This is a genomic window from Cytobacillus sp. FSL R7-0680 (assembly GCF_038009245.1).
Classification (GTDB): domain Bacteria; phylum Bacillota; class Bacilli; order Bacillales; family Cytobacillaceae; genus Cytobacillus; species Cytobacillus kochii.
Window position 1 is genome coordinate 727,023 of sequence record NZ_JBBPAO010000001.1, and the last position, 18,902, is coordinate 745,924.

Consider the following 18,902-nt stretch of genomic DNA (forward strand, 5'->3'; position numbering starts at 1 on the left):
ATGATAAGAAGGCTTTTGGCGGATCAAGTGCTATTATTTTTTTAGAAAAAACCGTTTAAACGAGGCAATTATAAGAAACTCATAGAAAATTATCGCTGAATCATGTAAAATATTATACGCCTATCATCTTTAACGCATAGGTTAGACAAAATGATCGTAAAAATGTTTTATGAGAAGTTTGTATGAGAGGAATGGAGTTTTATGAAATTACATACGTTGCTACAAAAGTTGCAACCTTATCTTCAATATAATGATGTAGACAATATTGAAATTCAATCAATTGAAAATGATAACCGTAAAGTAGAAGAAGGTAGCTTATTTGTTTGTATAAAAGGCTACACAGTTGATGGTCATGACTTTGCTGCTTCAGCTGTCGAAAAAGGAGCAGTAGCCGTTATTTCTGAGAAAGAGCTCTCCTTAAAGGTACCCGTGATTGTTGTGAAGAGTACAAGAAGAGCACTATCTTTACTCTCAGATGCCTTTTACGGGCAGCCAAGTCAACAGTTACACTTAATAGGTGTGACAGGTACAAATGGGAAAACAACGACAACACATATCATTGATAAAATTTTATCAGATGCTGGTCAAAAAACGGGTCTGATGGGCACAATGTATACTAAAATTGGTCAGCAAAAATATGAAATTAAAAACACTACGCCTGAGAGTCTTACTTTACAGAGAACATTTAAACAAATGAAAGATACTGGCGTCACATCAGCAGTGATGGAAGTGTCATCTCATTCATTAGATGAAGGTAGAGTACATGGTTGTGATTTTGATGTAGCTGTATTTACAAATTTAACGCAAGACCACCTAGATTACCACCATACTATGGATGAATATCGTCGTGCTAAAGGCCTTCTGTTCGCACAACTGGGGAATGCCTATCATTATGATCGACCGAAATATGCTGTTTTGAACGTAGATGATCCAGCGTCATATGATTATGAAAAATCAACTTCCGCATATATACTAACGTATGGAATTGATCGAGATGCGGACTTTCGGGCAAGAAATATAGAAATGAATGCTTCTGGCACCACATTTGAATTAGACAGTCCAATCGGAACCTATTCTCTTCATATTCAGTTAATAGGAAAATTTAGTGTATATAATGTATTGGCAAGTATTGCTGCAGCTTTTGCTTCTAATATTTCTATGGAGCAAATTATCCAGTCTGTTGAAAGTGTAGCTGGCGTTGCAGGGAGATTCGAAACGGTAGATGCTCATCAAGATTTCACCGTTATTGTAGATTACTCTCATACGCCAGATAGTTTAGAGAATGCATTAAAAACAGTGCAACAATTAGCAAAGAAAAGAATCTTTACAGTTGTCGGTTGTGGAGGAGATAGAGATCGTACGAAAAGGCCTTTAATGGCTCAAATTACTTGTAAACATAGTACTGATGCTATATTTACATCTGATAATCCCCGTACCGAGGACCCTGAAAGTATTTTGAAAGATATGGAAGCTGGTGTGAAGAACGAATCTTATGTTTCAATTATTGATCGAAAAGAGGCTATACAATATGCAGTGAATCAGGCAGAACCTGGGGATTGTATACTAATAGCAGGTAAAGGTCATGAAACATATCAAATAATTGGTCATGAGCATTTTGATTTTGATGATCGATTAGTAGCGAAGGAAGCCATTGAAAAAAAGAAAACAAGTAGCAAGTGACTAAAAAAATAACATGATCATGAATGATTGAAAGGTTTAGAATATATGATAAAACGATTAAGAAAAAAACAAGTAAAACAATTCTCAATACCCGTTAAAGGTTGTGAACAATAATGATGGAGCAAGTGATATTATTTACAATAATCCTAGGTTTCTTAATTACCGTACTCATTTCTCCGTTGTTCATACCTTTTTTAAGGAGACTTAAATTCGGTCAAAGCATAAGAGAAGAAGGACCAAAATCCCACCAGAAGAAAACAGGAACGCCTACAATGGGTGGCTTAATGATTCTATTTTCAATTACATTAAGTACGCTCATTATGACTGCTAAATTCCAAGGACCGACAAGTACCACTTATTTGCTGCTTCTCGTTACTTTAGGTTTTGGTTTATTAGGATTCTTAGATGATTTTATTAAAGTAGTGATGAAAAGAAACTTAGGTTTAACTTCATTGCAAAAACTAATCGGACAGATTATTATTTCAATAATATTCTTCTTCGTATTAAAGCAAACCGGTTTTAGTACAGAAGTAGCGATTCCTTTAACCGATTTTTCCATTGATTTAGGATGGGGCTATGCCTTATTTATTATTTTTTGGCTCGTTGGGTTTTCAAATGCTGTGAACTTAACAGACGGGTTAGATGGATTGGTAAGTGGGACAGCAGCAATCGCATTTGGTGCATTTGCCGTCCTAGCTTGGAGTCAATCATTATTTGAAGTATCAGTGTTTTCAGTAGCAGTTGTTGGTGCACTTCTTGGATTTCTTGTATTCAATGCACATCCAGCCAAAGTTTTTATGGGTGATACAGGATCACTTGCATTGGGTGGAGCAATTGCAGCGATTGCCATCATGACAAAGTTTGAACTAATCTTACTAATCATAGGCTTCGTATTTGTTATTGAAACATTATCAGTGATTATTCAAGTAGCTTCTTTCAAGACAACAGGTAAACGTGTATTTAAAATGAGCCCATTACATCATCACTACGAGCTTGTAGGGTGGTCAGAGTGGCGCGTTGTTGTGACATTTTGGACAGTAGGTCTTCTTTGTGCCATTCTCGGAATCTATGTAGAGGTGTGGATGTAATGAAAACAGTGAATCATTATCATCATAAAAAAATACTCGTGTTAGGACTTGCTAAAAGTGGTGTCGGTGCGGCATCTCTACTACATAAGTTAGGTGCTTTTGTAACGGTAAATGACTATAAACCTCTAGATGAAAATCCGGAGGCCCAAAGCTTATTACAGCAAGGTATTACCGTAATTTGTGGAAGCCACCCAGTCGACTTGCTTGATGAAGGGTTTGAATATGTGGTAAAAAACCCTGGCATTCCATATAGCAACCCTATTGTCCAAGGGGCGATTGATAGAGGGTTACCGGTTATTACGGAAGTAGAACTGGCTTATCAAATATCCCAAGCTCCATTTGTTGCTATTACTGGTACAAATGGGAAAACAACAACGACAACGCTCATTAATGAAATTTTTCAGGCTGCTAATAAGTCTTCGCTTATTGCTGGTAACATCGGAAAGGTATCTTCTATCGTTGCGGAAAACGCGAAGAAGGAAGATACAATTATTATTGAGTTGTCTTCTTTTCAATTAATGGGAATTGAAGCATTTCGCCCGAAAATTGCTATTTTAACCAATCTTTATGAAGCACATATTGATTATCATGGCACAATGAAAGAATATATCAGTGCAAAAGCGAATATCACAAAAAACCAAACGGAGGAAGATTACTTCATTGTAAATGCTGATCAAGAAGCAGTGATGGAAGTAGCTGCCCATTCAAAAGCAACAATTATCCCGTTTTCTACCACTGGAGAATTGGAAAAAGGTGGATATATCAAAGACGGCATCATTTACTTTAATGAGGAAGCAATTATATCTATTACCGATATTGTTCTCCCGGGGGCACATAACTTAGAAAACATTCTATCAAGTATCATTGCTGCGAAATTGTCCGGTATTAATAATGAAGCCATCTATCAAGTTTTAACGACTTTTCAAGGAGTAGCGCACCGTCTACAATTCGTTGGCGAAAAGAATAAAAGGCGTTTTTATAATGATTCAAAGGCAACAAATATTTTAGCGACAACGAAAGCTTTAGCTGCCTTTGATCAGCCGATTGTTCTTCTAGCTGGCGGTCTTGATCGTGGTAATGCCTTTGATGAGCTTATACCAGCACTTACAAATGTAAAAGCCGTCGTAACTTTCGGTGAGACGGCTGAAAAAATTGACGCTGCTGCTGCTCGTGCAGGGATAAAAAGCATCGTACATGCCAATAATGTGGAAGATGCTGTGCCACTGGCTTTTGACCTTTCAAAAGAAGGAGATATTATCTTACTTTCGCCCGCGTGTGCAAGTTGGGATCAATATAAAACTTTTGAAGTAAGAGGAGACATTTTTATAGAAGCGGTGCATAAGCTTAAGTAAAGGGCTTGTCTGCCGGTTCAAATGATCCTATTCCTTTAGCTAAGCTTGATTTTGTTCGGTAGAGGAAACTGCAAACAGCCCTAAAACTTGCATTTAGAGGTGTGTTGACTTTGCCAACTAAAAAAGCCACTCCAGATATGATATTAATTATTGTTACGCTCATGCTCTTAGCTGTTGGACTAACGATGGTTTATAGTGCCAGTGCCATTTGGGCAGATTACAAGTTTGATGACGCTTTTTTCTTCGCGAAAAGGCAGTTACTATTTGCAGTTGTGGGTTTAGTAGCCATGTTCTTTCTTATGAATGTCGATTATTGGACATGGAGAACATGGGCAAAAGTCATCATCATTGTTTGTTTTGTGTTGCTATTATTAGTATTAATACCTGGTATAGGAAATGTTAGAAATGGATCAAGAAGTTGGATAGGGGTTGGTGCATTCTCTATTCAACCTTCCGAGTTTATGAAACTAGCGATGATTGCTTTTCTCGCTAAGTTCCTTTCCGAAAAACAGAAACTCATTACCTCATTTAAGAAGGGGTTAGTACCTTCATTAGGTCTAGTATTTCTTGCTTTCGGCTTAATCATGTTACAGCCTGATTTAGGCACGGGAACTGTAATGGTAGGGACTTGTATTGTAATGATATTCGTGTCAGGTGCAAGAATTAAACATTTCGCATTTTTAGGTTTAATCGGTATAGGAGGCTTTGTTGCTTTAGTGCTCTCTGCTCCTTATCGAATCAAAAGAATTACTTCCTTCTTAGATCCTTGGCAGGACCCTTTAGGAAGTGGATTTCAAATTATACAATCTCTTTATGCAATTGGTCCAGGTGGATTATTCGGTTTAGGTTTAGGAGAAAGCAGACAGAAATTCTTCTATTTACCAGAACCACAAACAGATTTTATTTTTGCTATATTATCTGAGGAATTAGGTTTTATAGGGGGCACATTCGTGATTTTACTCTTCGCTCTTCTTTTATGGAGAGGAATTAGAGTAGCGCTTGGTGCACCAGATTTATATGGTAGTTTTTTGGCAGTAGGAATTATCGCCATGGTTGCCATACAAGTAATGATTAATATTGGAGTAGTCACTGGTTTAATGCCAGTAACTGGGATCACTTTACCATTCTTAAGTTATGGAGGTTCTTCATTGACCCTTATGTTAATGGCAATTGGTGTGCTACTTAATATTAGTCGGTATTCTCGTTATTAATGAAACCCATTTTAGGGTTTCTTTTTTTGCTGATAGGAAAATCGCAAATTAAAAAAGAATATATAGTTAAAGCTTCAATTATGTGGTATTACTTGGTTTAATTTGTTAGTGTAGAACATTCATTTATTTCAAAAGGGAAAGAGATTTTCCAAATTCATTACATTTGCATGACATTGTAGGTTATCATTTCTTCCTTTCAGTGCAAATATAGTAGAATAGGATAAAGTAAGACTAGTAAACAGTAAGGAAACTAACAGCTTTGTTTGAGGTGAAAGCATGAAAATTGCATTAAGTGGTGGTGGCACAGGTGGACATATTTACCCTGCGCTTGCCTTAATTCGAGAAATTCAAAAGCAAGATAAAAACGCAGAATTCTTATACATAGGTACTAAAAATGGGCTAGAGGCATCGATTGTTCCTCGTGCTAATATACCTTTTCAGTCAATTGAAATTTCAGGATTTAAAAGAAGCTTATCTTTAGATAATGTGAAAACGATTTGGCGGTTCTTAAAAGGTGTTCAAGAAAGTAAAAAAATGTTGAAGGAATTTCAGCCAGATGTCGTAATTGGTACAGGTGGTTATGTATGTGGGCCAGTTGTATACGCTGGTGCCAAGTTGGGGGTTCCAACAATCATTCATGAACAAAATAGTGTACCTGGTTTAACAAATAAGTTCCTTAGTAAATATGTTGATAAAGTAGCTGTATGCTTTGATGAAGCTGTGGCAAGCTTTCCTAAAGGAAAGGTAGTTATGACGGGTAATCCCAGAGCAACAGAAGTGCTTGGACAAAATGCCATTAATGGTAAATTATCTGTGGGTCTAGATCCAGCTAAACCATCTGTTTTGATTTTCGGTGGTAGTAGGGGAGCAAGGCCGATTAATGATGCCGTGTTAAAAACATTTACACAGTTAGCATCTAGGCCGTATGAAGTATTATATATCACCGGTGAGGTCCATTATGAAAGTGTAAAGAAAGAGGCTGAATTGGCTGGAAATCCCGAAAATATCAAAATCAAGCCTTTTATTCATAATATGCCAGAAGTATTAGCGGGAACGGACCTTGCTGTAACAAGAGCAGGGGCAACAACCCTAGCTGAATTAACGTCATTAGGCATCCCAAGTATATTAATACCAAGCCCATATGTTACGAATAATCATCAAGAAAAGAACGCGAGAGCATTAAGCGACCATGGCGCAGCAGAATTACTCCTAGAAGGAGATTTGAGTGCGAATAAATTAATTGAATCGATTGACCGGATTTTATTAGATGAGGACAAAATTGTCGCAATGAAATCTGCTGCAAAGAAGATAGGCGTCCCAGATGCAGCCGATCGGTTATATAATGTCATGAAAAAATTAATGAAAGACAAGTAGTAATGTAGCCCATTCTTGATGGTATTAGCATAATATAGAATGACGATACAGAGAGGGCGGATGTTATGCAGAGCGTATTTAGTAAGTTGAAAAACGCTATAAATGGAACGGTGAAAGAAAAAGAACCGCTTGCTTATCATACAACGATGAAAATCGGTGGACCTGCCGATATTTTTATTGAACCTAGGACAATAGAAGATTTGCGTAAAGCGATGGATGTTATTGTCTCGGATAAAATGAAATGGACTGTCATAGGAAGAGGCTCTAATTTATTAGTAGCTGATGATGGCATTGAGGGAGTAGTTATTAAATTCGGTAAAGGCTTTGCCCACCTCGAACTAGAACAGGAACTCCTAAGGGTCGGTGCAGGATACCCCCTTGTAGCATTAGCTACAAAAGTGAGTAAACAAGGGTATGCAGGGCTAGAATTTGCAAGTGGAATTCCTGGTTCTGTTGGTGGAGCAGTCTTTATGAACGCAGGTGCACATCAATCGGATATCGCAACTATTCTTGAGAAAGCGTATATCCTTTTTCCGAATGGTGAAATGCACTGGTTAACAAACGAAGAAATGAAATTTTCGTATCGTACGTCTATTTTACAAAAAGAACGACCTGGCATTGTTGTTGAAGCGATTTTTCGCTTAGTGCAAGGAGAGAAAGAAGCGATTATTGATAGGATGTTACGTAATAAGGCTTATCGAAAAGAAACACAACCATGGGATTCCCCTTGTGCAGGGAGTATTTTTAGAAATCCACTACCACATCATGCTGGTCAGCTGATTGAAGCAGTTGGTTTAAAGGGACATTCACTGGGAGGCGCCCAAATCTCGCCAATGCACGGGAATTTTATCGTGAATAGTAATCAGGCAACTGCTGAAGATGTTTTGGGTCTGATTCAACATGCGAAGGATACGGTATTAGCAGAGAAGGGCATAGCATTGCAAACAGAAGTTGAAATAATTGGGCGTAAGTAGCGAAAAAGACCAACTTCCATTCCAATTATTGTGATATAATCATTCAATAGAATGATGATAAGTGAATAAAGATTTAGGTATATTATCTCATTATGTTAATATATTAGTTTAATTAACCGAAAATAAGGATATATGCTGTGAGTAACGATGTACGAGGTGATGATGCTGGAACAAGGAAAAATAGTATCCATAGAAGATAGAATTCCTAAATTAAAACAGCAGAGAAAAAAGAAAACGAACCGTAGACTCATTTTCCTACTTATTTTCTTTTTATTTCTGATTGCCTTAGTAGTTTATTTCCAGTCACCGTTGAGCAATATAAAAGCAATTAAAGTATCAGGTAACACTGTCTTCAGCAATGAAACGATTGTAGATCAAAGTGGATTAACTGAAGATATGAATATATGGAAAGTTGATGAAGCTGAGATTGAGCAAGTGCTTTTAAAACTACCAGAAATGAAAGAGGTAAAAGTAGCAACTGAGTTTCCAAATACAGTCGTTATTTCGGTGAAAGAACATAAACGAGTAGCTTATATTATGGAAGGTGAGGATTATATACCCGTTCTTGAAAACGGTAAAACTCTCTCAGTAAAAGGTGAAAGTGAGTTCCCAGCCAGTGCACCTATTTTATTTCAATTTTCTGAAGGAAATGTGTTAGAGAAGATGATTGCGTCTCTTGGTCAATTACCAGAAGAAGTTCGTAATTCAATTTCAGAAATACACGCGACACCTAAAGAAACAGATAAAGAGGCAATTACGCTATACATGAATGATGGGTATGAAGTAATCGCTACATTAGCTACCTTTGTCGATAAAATGTCTCATTACCCGGCAATTGTCGCTCAACTTGATCCCGAAGTAAAAGGAATTATTGATTTGGAAGTGGGCTCTTACTTTAAGCCTTATGGCGAAGGGGGAGCTAATGAGAATGAAAAAGAACAAGAAGAGGAAGTTGAAGAATAATCAGGTTATCTTTTCACTTGTTTTCATTGGATTAGGTTTTCTAATTGCTTATTCCTTTCAATTGGCGAAAGATACAAAGGGTGACAGTAGTATAACGAGTAACCAGTGGGAGAGGGATCAGCAATTAAGACGTGAATTGATTGATTTGGAAGAAAAAAATCTTAGCCTTCAACAAGAATTGTACAAGTCACAAGATGCTCTGCAAAAAATAGAAAAAGAATTCTCTCAAGATGAGCAAGTATATAGTAATCTTGCCGAGGATGCCGATAAATATCGAATGTATTTGGGCAAAGTCAAAGTGAGTGGCCCTGGTGTAAATGTCACTCTCTTGGACGGGGAATACAATCCTCAAGCCGATTCAGCGAATAATTACATCGTACATGAACATCATGTGTTTCAAGTTATTAATGAGTTATACATTGCCGGTGCTTCAGCTGTCGCCATTAATGGTCAGCGCTTAACGCATTCCTCTTATATTGTCTGTAACGGACCAGTCATTGAAGTGGACGGGAAGCAACACCCAGCCCCATTTGTTATATCTGCGATTGGAGATGCGGATGTTCTCACATCGGCACTAAATATTGCTGGCGGTGTTAAAGACTTACTTGTCAATGAAAATATTCAGTTTTCATTAGAGAGTAAATCAGAAATCATAATGGACCCGATAATTGGTAGTTAGTGCTTTTTCTATCATGATAGGTATAATAATTGATGGAAAAAGAAGATAGGTGAAACGATGAACAAAAAGCAATGGGGTTTTACGATAATTACAGTCTTAATTGGTGTCATGCTAGCCATTCAGTTTAAAACGGTCAAGAATACAGATGTAAGAGATACAAGAGATACATGGCAATTGCGGGAAGATCTGCAAAATGAGGAAGCATTACGGCTTGAGTTGCTAGAGGAAATCAGATCACAAGAAGAAAAAATAGCGCAATATGAAAATAATATAGCTGCTAATAAGGAAGAGATTCTGAGAACAACATTGGATGAGCTCAAAACAGAAGTAGGGTTGACAGAAAAATCAGGTCCAGGTTTGATTTTAACGATACAACCTATTGCTGAGGAATTGATTATCGGCTCACAAGTGGGCAAGGTCACACCCGATTTATTGAAGAGGTTATTAAATGAACTCAACCGTTATGGTGCGAAAGAAGTAGCAATCGGTGGTCATCGGGTAATCAACTCTACTGTGATAAGAGATATTAATAATATAACTAAAATAGATGGTTATTCTATTCAGGCCTTACCGTTAGAATTGAGGGTTATTGTAGAAAATGAGCAGGATGCGGAACAAATGTATAAAAGAATGCAAGTTTCTAAATCTATAGAAGACTTTTTTATAGAAAATTTAACACTCGATATACAACTAGCGGAAAATGAGATTACTGTACCAGCCTACAATGAACCAATTCAAATGACTGATATGAAGGAGGCAGGCAAGAAGAGCGAAGGAGGACATTCATAATGTGGCTACCCATCTTAGGTTTATTTATCGGGTTGTTTATCGGGTTTATGACAGATTTTCAAATTCCTGATGAATACGCCAATTACTTATCAATCGCTATTCTTGCTGCACTTGATACACTTTTTGGTGGTATTAGAGCCCATTTACAAGATGTGTATAGTGAAAAGATCTTTGTATCCGGATTTTTCTTTAATATTATGCTTGCAGCAGGTCTTGCTTTTCTAGGGGTTCATCTTGGTGTAGACTTATATTTAGCAGCTGTATTTGCCTTCGGTGTGAGGTTATTTCAAAACATCGCTGTTATTCGAAGGATTTTATTAGCCAGGTGGACAAGTAAGAATGAAAATTTAGAAAAAAATTGATTTTAAAAAAGGGAATAGTTTAGTTTTGACGAATAATTTTATTAATATCAAATTTGGTTTATCAGTTTAATATATAAAGGTTTTATAATGAAAACTGCAAGAGTAAGTAACTAAAAAAGTAGACTCGCAAAAAGGGAGGTGCCACAGAATGAACAGCAATGAAATATATGTCAGCCTTGACATCGGTACATCCAGTGTAAAAGTAATCATTGGTGAGATGGTCAATGATTCTTTAAACATTATTGGTGTTGGCAATGTAGCTTCCGAAGGATTAAGAAAGGGCTCCATTGTTGATATAGATGAAACCGTTCATTCTATTAGAAGAGCAATTGAACAAGCTGAAAGAATGATTGGCATGGAGATTAGAAGAGTGATAGTAGGTATCACTGGTAACCATGTTATGCTTCAGCCTTCTCACGGTGTAGTCGCCGTGTCAAGTGAAAATAAGGAAATCTCAGATGATGATGTAGCGCGTGTGATGGATGCTGCCCAAGTGGTATCAGTGCCACCTGAGAGAGAAATTATTGATGTTATTCCAAGGCAATTTATTGTAGATGGATTAGATGAAATCAATGATCCAAGAGGTATGATTGGTGTAAGGTTAGAAATGGAAGGTACCATCATAACCGGATCTAAAACTTTATTACATAATACGCTTAGATGCGTTGAACGCGCAGGCCTAGAAATTATGGATATTACCCTTCAGCCGTTAGCAGCAGGTGCTTTCGCCTTATCGAAAGATGAGAAAAACTTAGGTGTGGCACTCGTTGATATAGGTGGTGGTTCAACAACGATTGCTATTTTTGAAAATGGGGTACTAAAGGATACAAGTGTATTGCCTGTTGGAGGAGAACATATCACTAAAGACTTATCGATTGGTTTACGAACTTCAACTGAAGATGCTGAAAAAATTAAGATAAAACATGGGTATGCTTTTTATGATCATGCTTCAGAGGAAGAGGTATTTAGTGTACCAATTATCGGCAGTGATCAACATCAGCAATTTAATCAGCTAGAAATAGCAGATATTATTGAAGCAAGAATGGAAGAAACCTTTGATCTTATTCAACATGAGATAAGAAGGCTAGGGGCATCAGACCTTCCAGGTGGTTATGTCTTATGTGGAGGGGTTGCAAATACGCAAGGGGTATTAGAACTTGCTCAAGTGGTCTTCCAGAATAGAGTGAGAATAGCCGTACCTGATTATATTGGGGTTAGAGAACCACAATATTGTACAGCAGTTGGCTTAATACAGTTTGCATATAAAAATGCAAAGATACAAGGAAAGAACATGGAGGCAATTGTCGATCAGCCTGAAGCAAATGAAAAGAGAACACAAAAGCAAACACAGCCGAAGAAAAGCACAGAAAAAGAGCCGGAACAAAAAGTGACATCAAGAGTTAAAAAGTTCCTTGGATACTTTTTCGAGTAGCAAAACAAAACATTGTATTGTAATAGATTAATAGCAAGGCAGATTGTAAATTTACAGTAGATGTGAGTTAGCTATTAAACAGTTAATCATCAAGATAAATGAGCGAATCGAAAAAAAGGTGTTCTTAGGAATATCGACGAATTAGGAGGATTTGTCATGTTGGAATTTGATACGAATTTAGATTCATTAGCAACGATAAAAGTAATTGGAGTTGGTGGCGGAGGAAATAACGCCGTTAACCGCATGATTGAGCATGGTGTACAAGGTGTTGAATTTATTGCAGTGAATACAGATGCTCAAGCGCTAAACCTATCCAAAGCCGAAGTGAAGATGCAAATTGGTGGTAAATTGACAAGAGGGCTCGGTGCAGGTGCCAATCCAGAAGTAGGAAAAAAGGCAGCTGAAGAAAGTAAAGAGCAAGTAGAAGAAGCATTAAAAGGTGCAGATATGGTATTTGTTACTGCTGGAATGGGCGGAGGAACAGGTACAGGTGCTGCTCCTGTTATAGCTCAAATCGCACGTGATTTAGGCGCTTTAACAGTGGGTGTTGTGACAAGACCTTTTACATTTGAAGGTCGTAAACGTTCTACTCAAGCAGCTGGTGGAATAGCTTCTATGAAAGATGCTGTCGATACATTGATTGTTATCCCTAATGATCGTTTATTAGAAATTGTAGATAAAAGTACACCGATGCTTGAAGCATTCCGTGAAGCAGATAATGTTCTTCGCCAAGGTGTTCAAGGTATTTCAGATTTGATTGCCACACCTGGTTTGATTAACTTGGACTTCGCTGATGTAAAAACAATTATGTCCAATAAAGGTTCTGCACTTATGGGAATCGGATTAGCTGCAGGAGAAAATCGAGCAGCAGAAGCTGCCAAGAAGGCCATCTCTTCTCCATTATTAGAAAAGTCTATTGATGGTGCGCAAGGGGTTCTAATGAATATTACAGGCGGATCAAACTTAAGCTTGTATGAAGTACAAGAAGCAGCAGATATTGTTGCATCAGCATCAGATCAAGATGTTAATATGATCTTTGGTTCTGTTATCAATGAGGATTTGAAGGATGAGATTGTTGTAACAGTTATCGCGACTGGCTTCAATGAAGAAGTTATTCAAACAAAGCCTTCAAAGCCTGCATTCGGCCAGAATAAAGGAAATGTTGGTGTCGGATCACAGGTGCAAAAGCGTGAAACGTATCGTGAACGTGAGCGGGAAGAAGCTGCCACACATGAGCAGCCATCAAGGAATACAGCAAAGGAACATCCAGAAGATACATTAGATATCCCAACATTTTTAAGAAACCGTAACCGCAGAAGATAATTCAATTTGTGTAAGAAAGCCAATGTCCTTAAGTTTAAGGACATTGGCTTTTTTTTGTTTTAAAAGAAGAATGCCCCACAAATATATGTACGATTAGTAAAATACTATTCTATATTTATGTTAATCAAAGATAAGAACTCTCTAAAAAGTTAGTAACATTAAAAACTTCCCCATTTTCGTCATTTTCCCCACGTGAGACAGACCGCAAAAAACTGACAAAAAAAGAAAAGAATAGTGAAAATTTCTGCTGTTTTACCAACAGAAAGTGACATCTTTATCTTGATGAATAGGCTATACTTTTTTTAGCACATCAATAAGACAGCCACCCATAAGAATATACATTGTTAGTTTTAGGGGGGAAGAAGGCAGATTGGCCATTTATTTAGATATTATTTGGGCATTAAATTTGTTGTTTGATAGTCTTCTCCTATATTTAACGTCTATTCTTCTGAAAATCGAAGTTAAATTATGGAGAATAGCCACAGGAGGTTTGGTAGGCTCAATAATAATCTTATTATCCATTACACCGATTCATGCATACTCCAGTCATCCAATAGGTAAGTGGTTATTTTCTATTTTCATGGTTTTTATTGTATTTGGTTTTAGAAGATTAACTTTTTTTATTAAAGCGTTAAGTACATTTTATGCAGTAACCTTTTTAATTGGTGGTAGTTTAATTGCTGTTCATTATTTTATTCAATTTGATTTAGATCTAACATCAACCGTGATGCTTGCATCCGTAAAGGGCTTTGGTGACCCTATTAGCTGGCTATTCGTATTATTAGGTTTCCCTATTGCCTGGCATTTTTCAAAGAAAAATTATGATTCTATTGAAATGACCAAGATCAATTATGAGTCGAATGTAAATGTGCAAATTCAACTAAAAGGCGAAACCTATGAGTTCCAAGGTCTAATAGATAGTGGTAATCAGCTTTACGATCCATTAACAAGAGTACCTGTGATGATTGTTTCGATTGACCAGCATAAAGAGTCTTTTCCAGAAGCGATTACAACAATGGCAAAAGATCCAGATGGTGCGATAGAAGGCAGGTGGGAAATCCCGAACGATTGGATGTCAGTTGTCCGAGTGATCCCTGCAAAGGTGGTCGGTAACGATAATCAAATGCGACTTGCCCTCAAACCAGAGAAGATTACTTTGGTTAAAGATAATGAAGTCATTGCAGTGGATAAAGGGTTAATTTCATTTACTATGCAAAAATTGTCCCCAGAGAATCGCTTTCAATGTATTGTACATCCAAAAATGTTAACAGGTGCAAAGAAGGTTAGTTAAAGTGCATGAGAAATAAACCATTATAGGGAGGAGAAAGAGTGCGTAAACTTAAATTTCGCTTATCATATTATTGGTATAAGCTTTTAATGAAATTAGGTTTAAAGACAGATGAAATATATTATATAGGTGGTAGCGAAGCTCTTCCCCCGCCACTTAGTAAAGAAGAAGAAGCAATATTGTTAAACAAGCTTCCTAAAGGAGACCAAGCAGCAAGGTCAATTTTAATTGAACGGAATTTGCGTTTAGTAGTGTATATTGCCCGCAAGTTTGAGAATACAGGCATTAATATTGAAGATCTCATTAGTATAGGAACAATTGGCTTAATAAAGGCAGTTAATACTTTTAATCCGGAGAAAAAAATCAAACTGGCTACATATGCCTCACGATGTATTGAAAATGAGATATTAATGTATTTACGTAGAAATAACAAAATTCGCTCGGAAGTTTCGTTTGATGAACCACTTAATATTGATTGGGATGGGAATGAATTATTATTATCAGATGTTCTTGGCACAGAGGAAGATATAATCACTAAGGATTTAGAAGCAAATGTCGATAAAAAGCTCTTAATCAAAGCACTTCATCAATTATCTGATAGAGAAAAACAGATCATGGAATTGCGTTTTGGACTTGGTGAGGATGAGGAAAAAACACAAAAAGATGTTGCTGATATGCTTGGGATTTCTCAATCCTATATTTCAAGATTAGAAAAAAGAATCATTAAACGTTTGAAAAAAGAATTCAATAAAATGGTGTAAAAAAATTTTTTTCGTCGTTGAAATATCTGTTAAATAAAGGATATTTCTTTTTTTTGCAATTTATGCGCATTTTTCTTGTGCATATTTTTCCTTCTCGCGGAGATACTGATTTTTGTACAGCAGCTCCTGTGAGGAGGGAATGGGATTGACTCGAAATAAAGTAGAAATTTGCGGAGTAGATACATCAAAGCTTCCAGTACTAAAGAACGAAGAAATGAGAGCACTCTTCAAGCAAATGCATAATGGAGATACATCAGCAAGGGAGAGCCTAGTAAATGGGAACCTCCGACTCGTTTTAAGTGTCATTCAACGGTTTAATAATAGGGGTGAATTTGTTGATGACTTATTTCAAGTTGGCTGTATCGGTCTTATGAAATCTATTGATAATTTTGATTTAAGCCAAAATGTAAAATTCTCCACTTATGCTGTTCCTATGATTATTGGAGAAATCCGTAGATATTTACGCGATAATAATCCAATAAGGGTATCTCGTTCCTTACGTGATATCGCCTATAAAGCCTTGCAGGTAAGAGAACGCCTAATGAGTAAAACTTCAAAAGAACCAACAGCTGAAGAGATTGCGAAAGAGTTGGATATTCCGCATGAAGAAATTGTTTTCGCCCTTGATGCAATACAAGATCCTGTATCACTTTTTGAGCCTATTTATAATGACGGCGGCGACCCAATCTTTGTAATGGATCAACTCAGTGATGAAAAGAATAAGGATATTCAATGGGTGGAAGAACTTGCACTAAAAGAAGGCATGAGACGCCTGAATGATCGAGAAAAAATGATATTACGCAAAAGGTTTTTTCAAGGAAAAACACAAATGGAAGTTGCTGAAGAAATTGGTATTTCTCAGGCTCAGGTCTCACGCTTAGAAAAAGCAGCTATTAAACAAATGAATAAAAATATTCAAAGCTAATATGCCAGGAGAGTTTGACACAAATGTGTTAAGCTCTTTTTTTATATAGATGTGAGTGCTAATCCAAAAAAGATCCTTCTGTTAGAGCTTGCATAGCATAAGAGGAAATGTAAGAAATCTCATAGAAAATACACACAAATAGGTAAAACTGGATACAAATATTTGTTTTATATAAACGGACAAAAGCAGAAGAACTATTACGCAAAAAAGTAGGATACACCTACAATAAATGCTTGCTTGACAAATATTATAAGTAAACATCTTGAGATCCACTTAGTCTCAAATCACACCAAATATGAACTCGGTATTTTTAATCTTTCTCAACATATATTGTATTAAAAGGAGGCGTTTAAAATGATGAGGATCTCAAGCTTTCAAATGAAAGATGTTATTAATGTTGCAGATGGTAAGAAGTTAGGATTTATTAGTGATATTGAAATCGATGTAGCAACTGGGAAAATAGACTGTATTTTCATTAGTCAACAAAACAAAATGCTTCCTTTTTTTAATAAGCTGGAGGATATTGTGATTGAATGGGGCGATATTTTAAAGATTGGGGAGGACGTGATCCTTGTCCGTTTTCCTCATCAATATCAATTAAATGAACCAAAAGAAGAATATAGCAATCGATAGTTATAGCTGTAAACCTGAATCGCAATATGGTAAACTAAAGAAAAAAATGGGGAAAGTGTATGGAGCCATTTCAATTAACGAATGAAAAATATTTGATTATAAAACATTGGTTTGAAAAATATGGACTTACCTGTGGGTTTACAACTAAAAATGATGGGTATAGTGACAAAGCTTACACATCGCAAAACTTTGGCTTTCATGTAGGTGACCAACAAGTGCATGTTATTCAAAATCGAATAGCATTAGCACAAGAATTACAATTTCCGTTAGAGAATTGGGTGGGAGCAGAACAAACTCATGGTGTTCATATTGAATATGTTCAAACTAAAGATAGAGGTAAGGGCGCAAAAGAGTATGATACAGCATTTGCTGCTACAGACGCCTTGTTTACAGATGAAAAAGATTTATTATTAACCATGTGTTACGCAGACTGTATTCCCCTATATTTCTTTCATCCAAAGAGTCAGCATATGGCTGTTGCTCATGCAGGGTGGAAAGGGACGGTCTTTGAAATCGCTAAAAATGCGATTGATGCCTTCCGTGAAAAAGGAATTCATCCACAAGAGGTCGAAGTTGTTATAGGCCCGGGTATATGTCGTTCTTGTTATATTGTAGATAATTATGTAATTAACAAAGTGAACGATTGCCTAGGAGAAATAGCTCCTAGTGTATATAATGAAATAGCTAAAGGTCAATATCAATTAGATTTAAAACGATGTAATCAGCTCATATTGCAGAAATATGGTGTTTTACGAGATAATATTCATACTACTGAATATTGTACAAGCTGTCATGAATCCTTGTTTTTTTCACACCGAAGAGATGACGGAAAAACGGGTAGATTGATGAGCTTTATTGGTTTGCGTGAGGAGGAATAGCATCTTGAATGTACAAACAAACCTAGAGAATATACAGGAAAATATACAAGCTGTTTGTGAGAAAGTTAATCGTTCTAGTGATGAAGTGAAAATTATCGCTGTGACAAAATATGTATCAACAGAAAGAGCGCAGGAGGCAATTGCAGCGGGGGTTAATAACCTTGGGGAAAATCGCGATGAAGGCCTATTAGAAAAACAAGCTGTCATTAAAAATGGGGCTGTTTGGCATTATATCGGAAGCTTACAATCTAGAAAAGTAAAAAATATCATCAATAAAGTGGATTATATCCATTCATTAGATCGCATATCTCTTGCAAAAGAGATTGAAAAGCGAGCGAATAAACCAATTAAATGCTTTGTACAAGTTAATGTGTCTGGAGAAGATTCGAAGCAAGGGTTATCCAAAGAAGAAATCATTCCTTTTGTTAAATCACTGTCAGATTTTAAACAAATAGAAGTAGTTGGTCTTATGACAATGGCACCATTTACAAGTGATGAGACAGTATTAAGAAATTGTTTTCGAAATTTGAAGTTGATTCAGAAAGAAGTATTATCCCTTCAATTATCTCATGCACCGTGTAAAGAATTATCAATGGGGATGTCCAATGATTATCAAATTGCTATTGAAGAAGGGGCAACAATGGTCCGTATAGGAACGGCTTTAGTTGGAAAAGAAAAGTAAGGAGGCTAGGTGCAGGTGAGTATAAAATCAAAGTTTAAATCATATTTCTTTTTAGATGACGAAGAAGACAACTATGAGACAAGAGAAGATGATTACGCTAATAGTAGGGATCGTAAAGAAGAGCAAGAAACAACCTCTGTGCGGACTTCTCAAAGGCAGCACGCTGCAACAAAACAAAATGTCGTAAGTTTACAATCCGTCCAAGGACAAGGCGGTCAGCAAAAATCATCAAAAGTTGTCCTTGTGGAGCCACGGGTCTATGCTGAAGCTCAAGAAATTGCTGATCAATTGAAGAATAGAAAAGCAGTTGTGGTTAATCTCCAAAGAATTGATAAAAGCCAGGCAAAGCGCATTGTTGATTTTTTAAGTGGAACTGTGTATGCCATTGGTGGAGATATACAAAAAATTGGAATGGACATCTTTTTATGTACACCTGAAAACGTTGAAGTATCTGGGAATATTTCACAAATGATTCAGGAACATGAAGAAGAAAACTCGAGGTGGTAAA

Annotated in this window: 19 protein-coding genes; all 19 read left to right on the plus strand. The window is 36.7% G+C overall.

Translation table 11 applies throughout. From position 1 onward, the window contains the following. Positions 1-201: 201 nt before the first annotated feature. The 19 genes from MKY26_RS03800 to MKY26_RS03890 all read left to right on the plus strand — a co-directional run bounded on the left by MKY26_RS03800 (position 202) and on the right by MKY26_RS03890 (position 18,901). Positions 202-1,680, plus strand: coding sequence for a UDP-N-acetylmuramoyl-L-alanyl-D-glutamate--2,6-diaminopimelate ligase (locus MKY26_RS03800; protein ID WP_307314562.1), 1,479 nt, complete (start codon positions 202-204; stop codon positions 1,678-1,680). 113 nt (positions 1,681-1,793) lie between these two features. Beyond that, positions 1,794-2,768, plus strand: coding sequence for a phospho-N-acetylmuramoyl-pentapeptide-transferase (gene mraY / locus MKY26_RS03805; RefSeq protein WP_095369616.1), 975 nt, complete (start codon positions 1,794-1,796; stop codon positions 2,766-2,768). Then, positions 2,768-4,120 carry a UDP-N-acetylmuramoyl-L-alanine--D-glutamate ligase gene (murD, locus tag MKY26_RS03810; RefSeq protein WP_340974450.1) on the plus strand — a complete coding sequence of 451 codons (1,353 nt, stop codon included), beginning with the start codon at positions 2,768-2,770 and terminating at the stop codon, positions 4,118-4,120. Before mraY ends, murD begins: the two co-directional genes overlap by 1 nt. A gap of 110 nt (positions 4,121-4,230) precedes the next feature. Then, positions 4,231-5,331 carry a stage V sporulation protein E gene (gene spoVE, locus MKY26_RS03815; RefSeq protein WP_095369615.1) on the plus strand — a complete coding sequence of 367 codons (1,101 nt, stop codon included), beginning with the start codon at positions 4,231-4,233 and terminating at the stop codon, positions 5,329-5,331. 276 nt (positions 5,332-5,607) lie between these two features. Next, on the plus strand, positions 5,608-6,705 hold the full coding sequence (gene murG / locus MKY26_RS03820; RefSeq protein WP_095369614.1) for an undecaprenyldiphospho-muramoylpentapeptide beta-N-acetylglucosaminyltransferase: 1,098 nt from the start codon (positions 5,608-5,610) through the stop codon (positions 6,703-6,705). Between the two features lie 65 nt (positions 6,706-6,770). Beyond that, positions 6,771-7,679 (plus strand): UDP-N-acetylmuramate dehydrogenase, encoded by a 909-nt coding sequence (gene murB, locus MKY26_RS03825; RefSeq protein ID WP_341092145.1) that lies wholly within the window; start codon positions 6,771-6,773, stop codon positions 7,677-7,679. Positions 7,680-7,838: 159 nt separating this feature from the next. After that, the gene (locus tag MKY26_RS03830; protein WP_341092147.1) at positions 7,839-8,642 is read left to right on the plus strand and encodes a cell division protein FtsQ/DivIB; all 804 of its coding nucleotides are present in this window, start codon (positions 7,839-7,841) and stop codon (positions 8,640-8,642) included. Further along, positions 8,608-9,321 (plus strand): DUF881 domain-containing protein, encoded by a 714-nt coding sequence (locus MKY26_RS03835; protein ID WP_095373479.1) that lies wholly within the window; start codon positions 8,608-8,610, stop codon positions 9,319-9,321. Before MKY26_RS03830 ends, MKY26_RS03835 begins: the two co-directional genes overlap by 35 nt. A gap of 57 nt (positions 9,322-9,378) precedes the next feature. Further along, positions 9,379-10,110, plus strand: a complete 732-nt coding sequence (locus MKY26_RS03840; RefSeq protein WP_307314552.1) for a DUF881 domain-containing protein — start codon at positions 9,379-9,381, stop codon at positions 10,108-10,110. Beyond that, a complete protein-coding gene (locus MKY26_RS03845; RefSeq protein WP_095369611.1) occupies positions 10,110-10,472 on the plus strand; it encodes a small basic family protein in 363 nt (120 codons plus the stop codon). The genes MKY26_RS03840 and MKY26_RS03845 overlap by 1 nt, the downstream gene beginning before the upstream one ends. A gap of 148 nt (positions 10,473-10,620) precedes the next feature. After that, positions 10,621-11,904, plus strand: coding sequence for a cell division protein FtsA (gene ftsA, locus MKY26_RS03850; RefSeq protein ID WP_095369610.1), 1,284 nt, complete (start codon positions 10,621-10,623; stop codon positions 11,902-11,904). A 156-nt stretch (positions 11,905-12,060) separates the two neighbouring features. Continuing rightward, entirely contained in the window at positions 12,061-13,227 is a 1,167-nt protein-coding gene (ftsZ, locus tag MKY26_RS03855; RefSeq protein WP_095369609.1) for a cell division protein FtsZ, read from the plus strand. A gap of 370 nt (positions 13,228-13,597) precedes the next feature. Continuing rightward, the gene (gene spoIIGA / locus MKY26_RS03860) at positions 13,598-14,518 is read left to right on the plus strand and encodes a sigma-E processing peptidase SpoIIGA (protein ID WP_095369608.1); all 921 of its coding nucleotides are present in this window, start codon (positions 13,598-13,600) and stop codon (positions 14,516-14,518) included. A 38-nt stretch (positions 14,519-14,556) separates the two neighbouring features. Then, positions 14,557-15,276, plus strand: a complete 720-nt coding sequence (sigE, locus tag MKY26_RS03865; RefSeq protein WP_095369607.1) for an RNA polymerase sporulation sigma factor SigE — start codon at positions 14,557-14,559, stop codon at positions 15,274-15,276. A gap of 145 nt (positions 15,277-15,421) precedes the next feature. Beyond that, entirely contained in the window at positions 15,422-16,201 is a 780-nt protein-coding gene (gene sigG, locus MKY26_RS03870; protein ID WP_095369606.1) for an RNA polymerase sporulation sigma factor SigG, read from the plus strand. A 354-nt stretch (positions 16,202-16,555) separates the two neighbouring features. Then, positions 16,556-16,834: a YlmC/YmxH family sporulation protein gene (locus MKY26_RS03875; protein ID WP_341092150.1), complete on the plus strand. Its 279-nt coding sequence runs from the start codon at positions 16,556-16,558 to the stop codon at positions 16,832-16,834. 59 nt (positions 16,835-16,893) lie between these two features. Beyond that, the gene (pgeF, locus tag MKY26_RS03880) at positions 16,894-17,712 is read left to right on the plus strand and encodes a peptidoglycan editing factor PgeF (protein WP_341092152.1); all 819 of its coding nucleotides are present in this window, start codon (positions 16,894-16,896) and stop codon (positions 17,710-17,712) included. A 4-nt stretch (positions 17,713-17,716) separates the two neighbouring features. Then, entirely contained in the window at positions 17,717-18,394 is a 678-nt protein-coding gene (locus MKY26_RS03885) for a YggS family pyridoxal phosphate-dependent enzyme (protein WP_095369603.1), read from the plus strand. 15 nt (positions 18,395-18,409) lie between these two features. Next, complete coding sequence (locus MKY26_RS03890; RefSeq protein ID WP_095369602.1) at positions 18,410-18,901, plus strand: cell division protein SepF; 492 nt, start codon at positions 18,410-18,412, stop codon at positions 18,899-18,901. Position 18,902: the final 1 nt, after the last annotated feature.

What these genes read in the sequence shown, in the direction of transcription:
- murD (WP_340974450.1), top strand. Translation starts at nt 2,768, where the DNA reads ATGAAAACAGTGAATCATTATCATCATAAAAAAATACTCGTGTTAGGA.
- MKY26_RS03835 (WP_095373479.1), top strand. Translation starts at nt 8,608, where the DNA reads ATGAAAAAGAACAAGAAGAGGAAGTTGAAGAATAATCAGGTTATCTTT.
- pgeF (WP_341092152.1), top strand. Translation starts at nt 16,894, where the DNA reads ATGGAGCCATTTCAATTAACGAATGAAAAATATTTGATTATAAAACAT.
- MKY26_RS03875 (WP_341092150.1), top strand. Translation starts at nt 16,556, where the DNA reads ATGATGAGGATCTCAAGCTTTCAAATGAAAGATGTTATTAATGTTGCA.
- murG (WP_095369614.1), top strand. Translation starts at nt 5,608, where the DNA reads ATGAAAATTGCATTAAGTGGTGGTGGCACAGGTGGACATATTTACCCT.
- ftsA (WP_095369610.1), top strand. Translation starts at nt 10,621, where the DNA reads ATGAACAGCAATGAAATATATGTCAGCCTTGACATCGGTACATCCAGT.
- MKY26_RS03830 (WP_341092147.1), top strand. Translation starts at nt 7,839, where the DNA reads ATGATGCTGGAACAAGGAAAAATAGTATCCATAGAAGATAGAATTCCT.
- MKY26_RS03800 (WP_307314562.1), top strand. Translation starts at nt 202, where the DNA reads ATGAAATTACATACGTTGCTACAAAAGTTGCAACCTTATCTTCAATAT.
- MKY26_RS03840 (WP_307314552.1), top strand. Translation starts at nt 9,379, where the DNA reads ATGAACAAAAAGCAATGGGGTTTTACGATAATTACAGTCTTAATTGGT.
- ftsZ (WP_095369609.1), top strand. Translation starts at nt 12,061, where the DNA reads ATGTTGGAATTTGATACGAATTTAGATTCATTAGCAACGATAAAAGTA.
- mraY (WP_095369616.1), top strand. Translation starts at nt 1,794, where the DNA reads ATGATGGAGCAAGTGATATTATTTACAATAATCCTAGGTTTCTTAATT.
- MKY26_RS03845 (WP_095369611.1), top strand. Translation starts at nt 10,110, where the DNA reads ATGTGGCTACCCATCTTAGGTTTATTTATCGGGTTGTTTATCGGGTTT.
- murB (WP_341092145.1), top strand. Translation starts at nt 6,771, where the DNA reads ATGCAGAGCGTATTTAGTAAGTTGAAAAACGCTATAAATGGAACGGTG.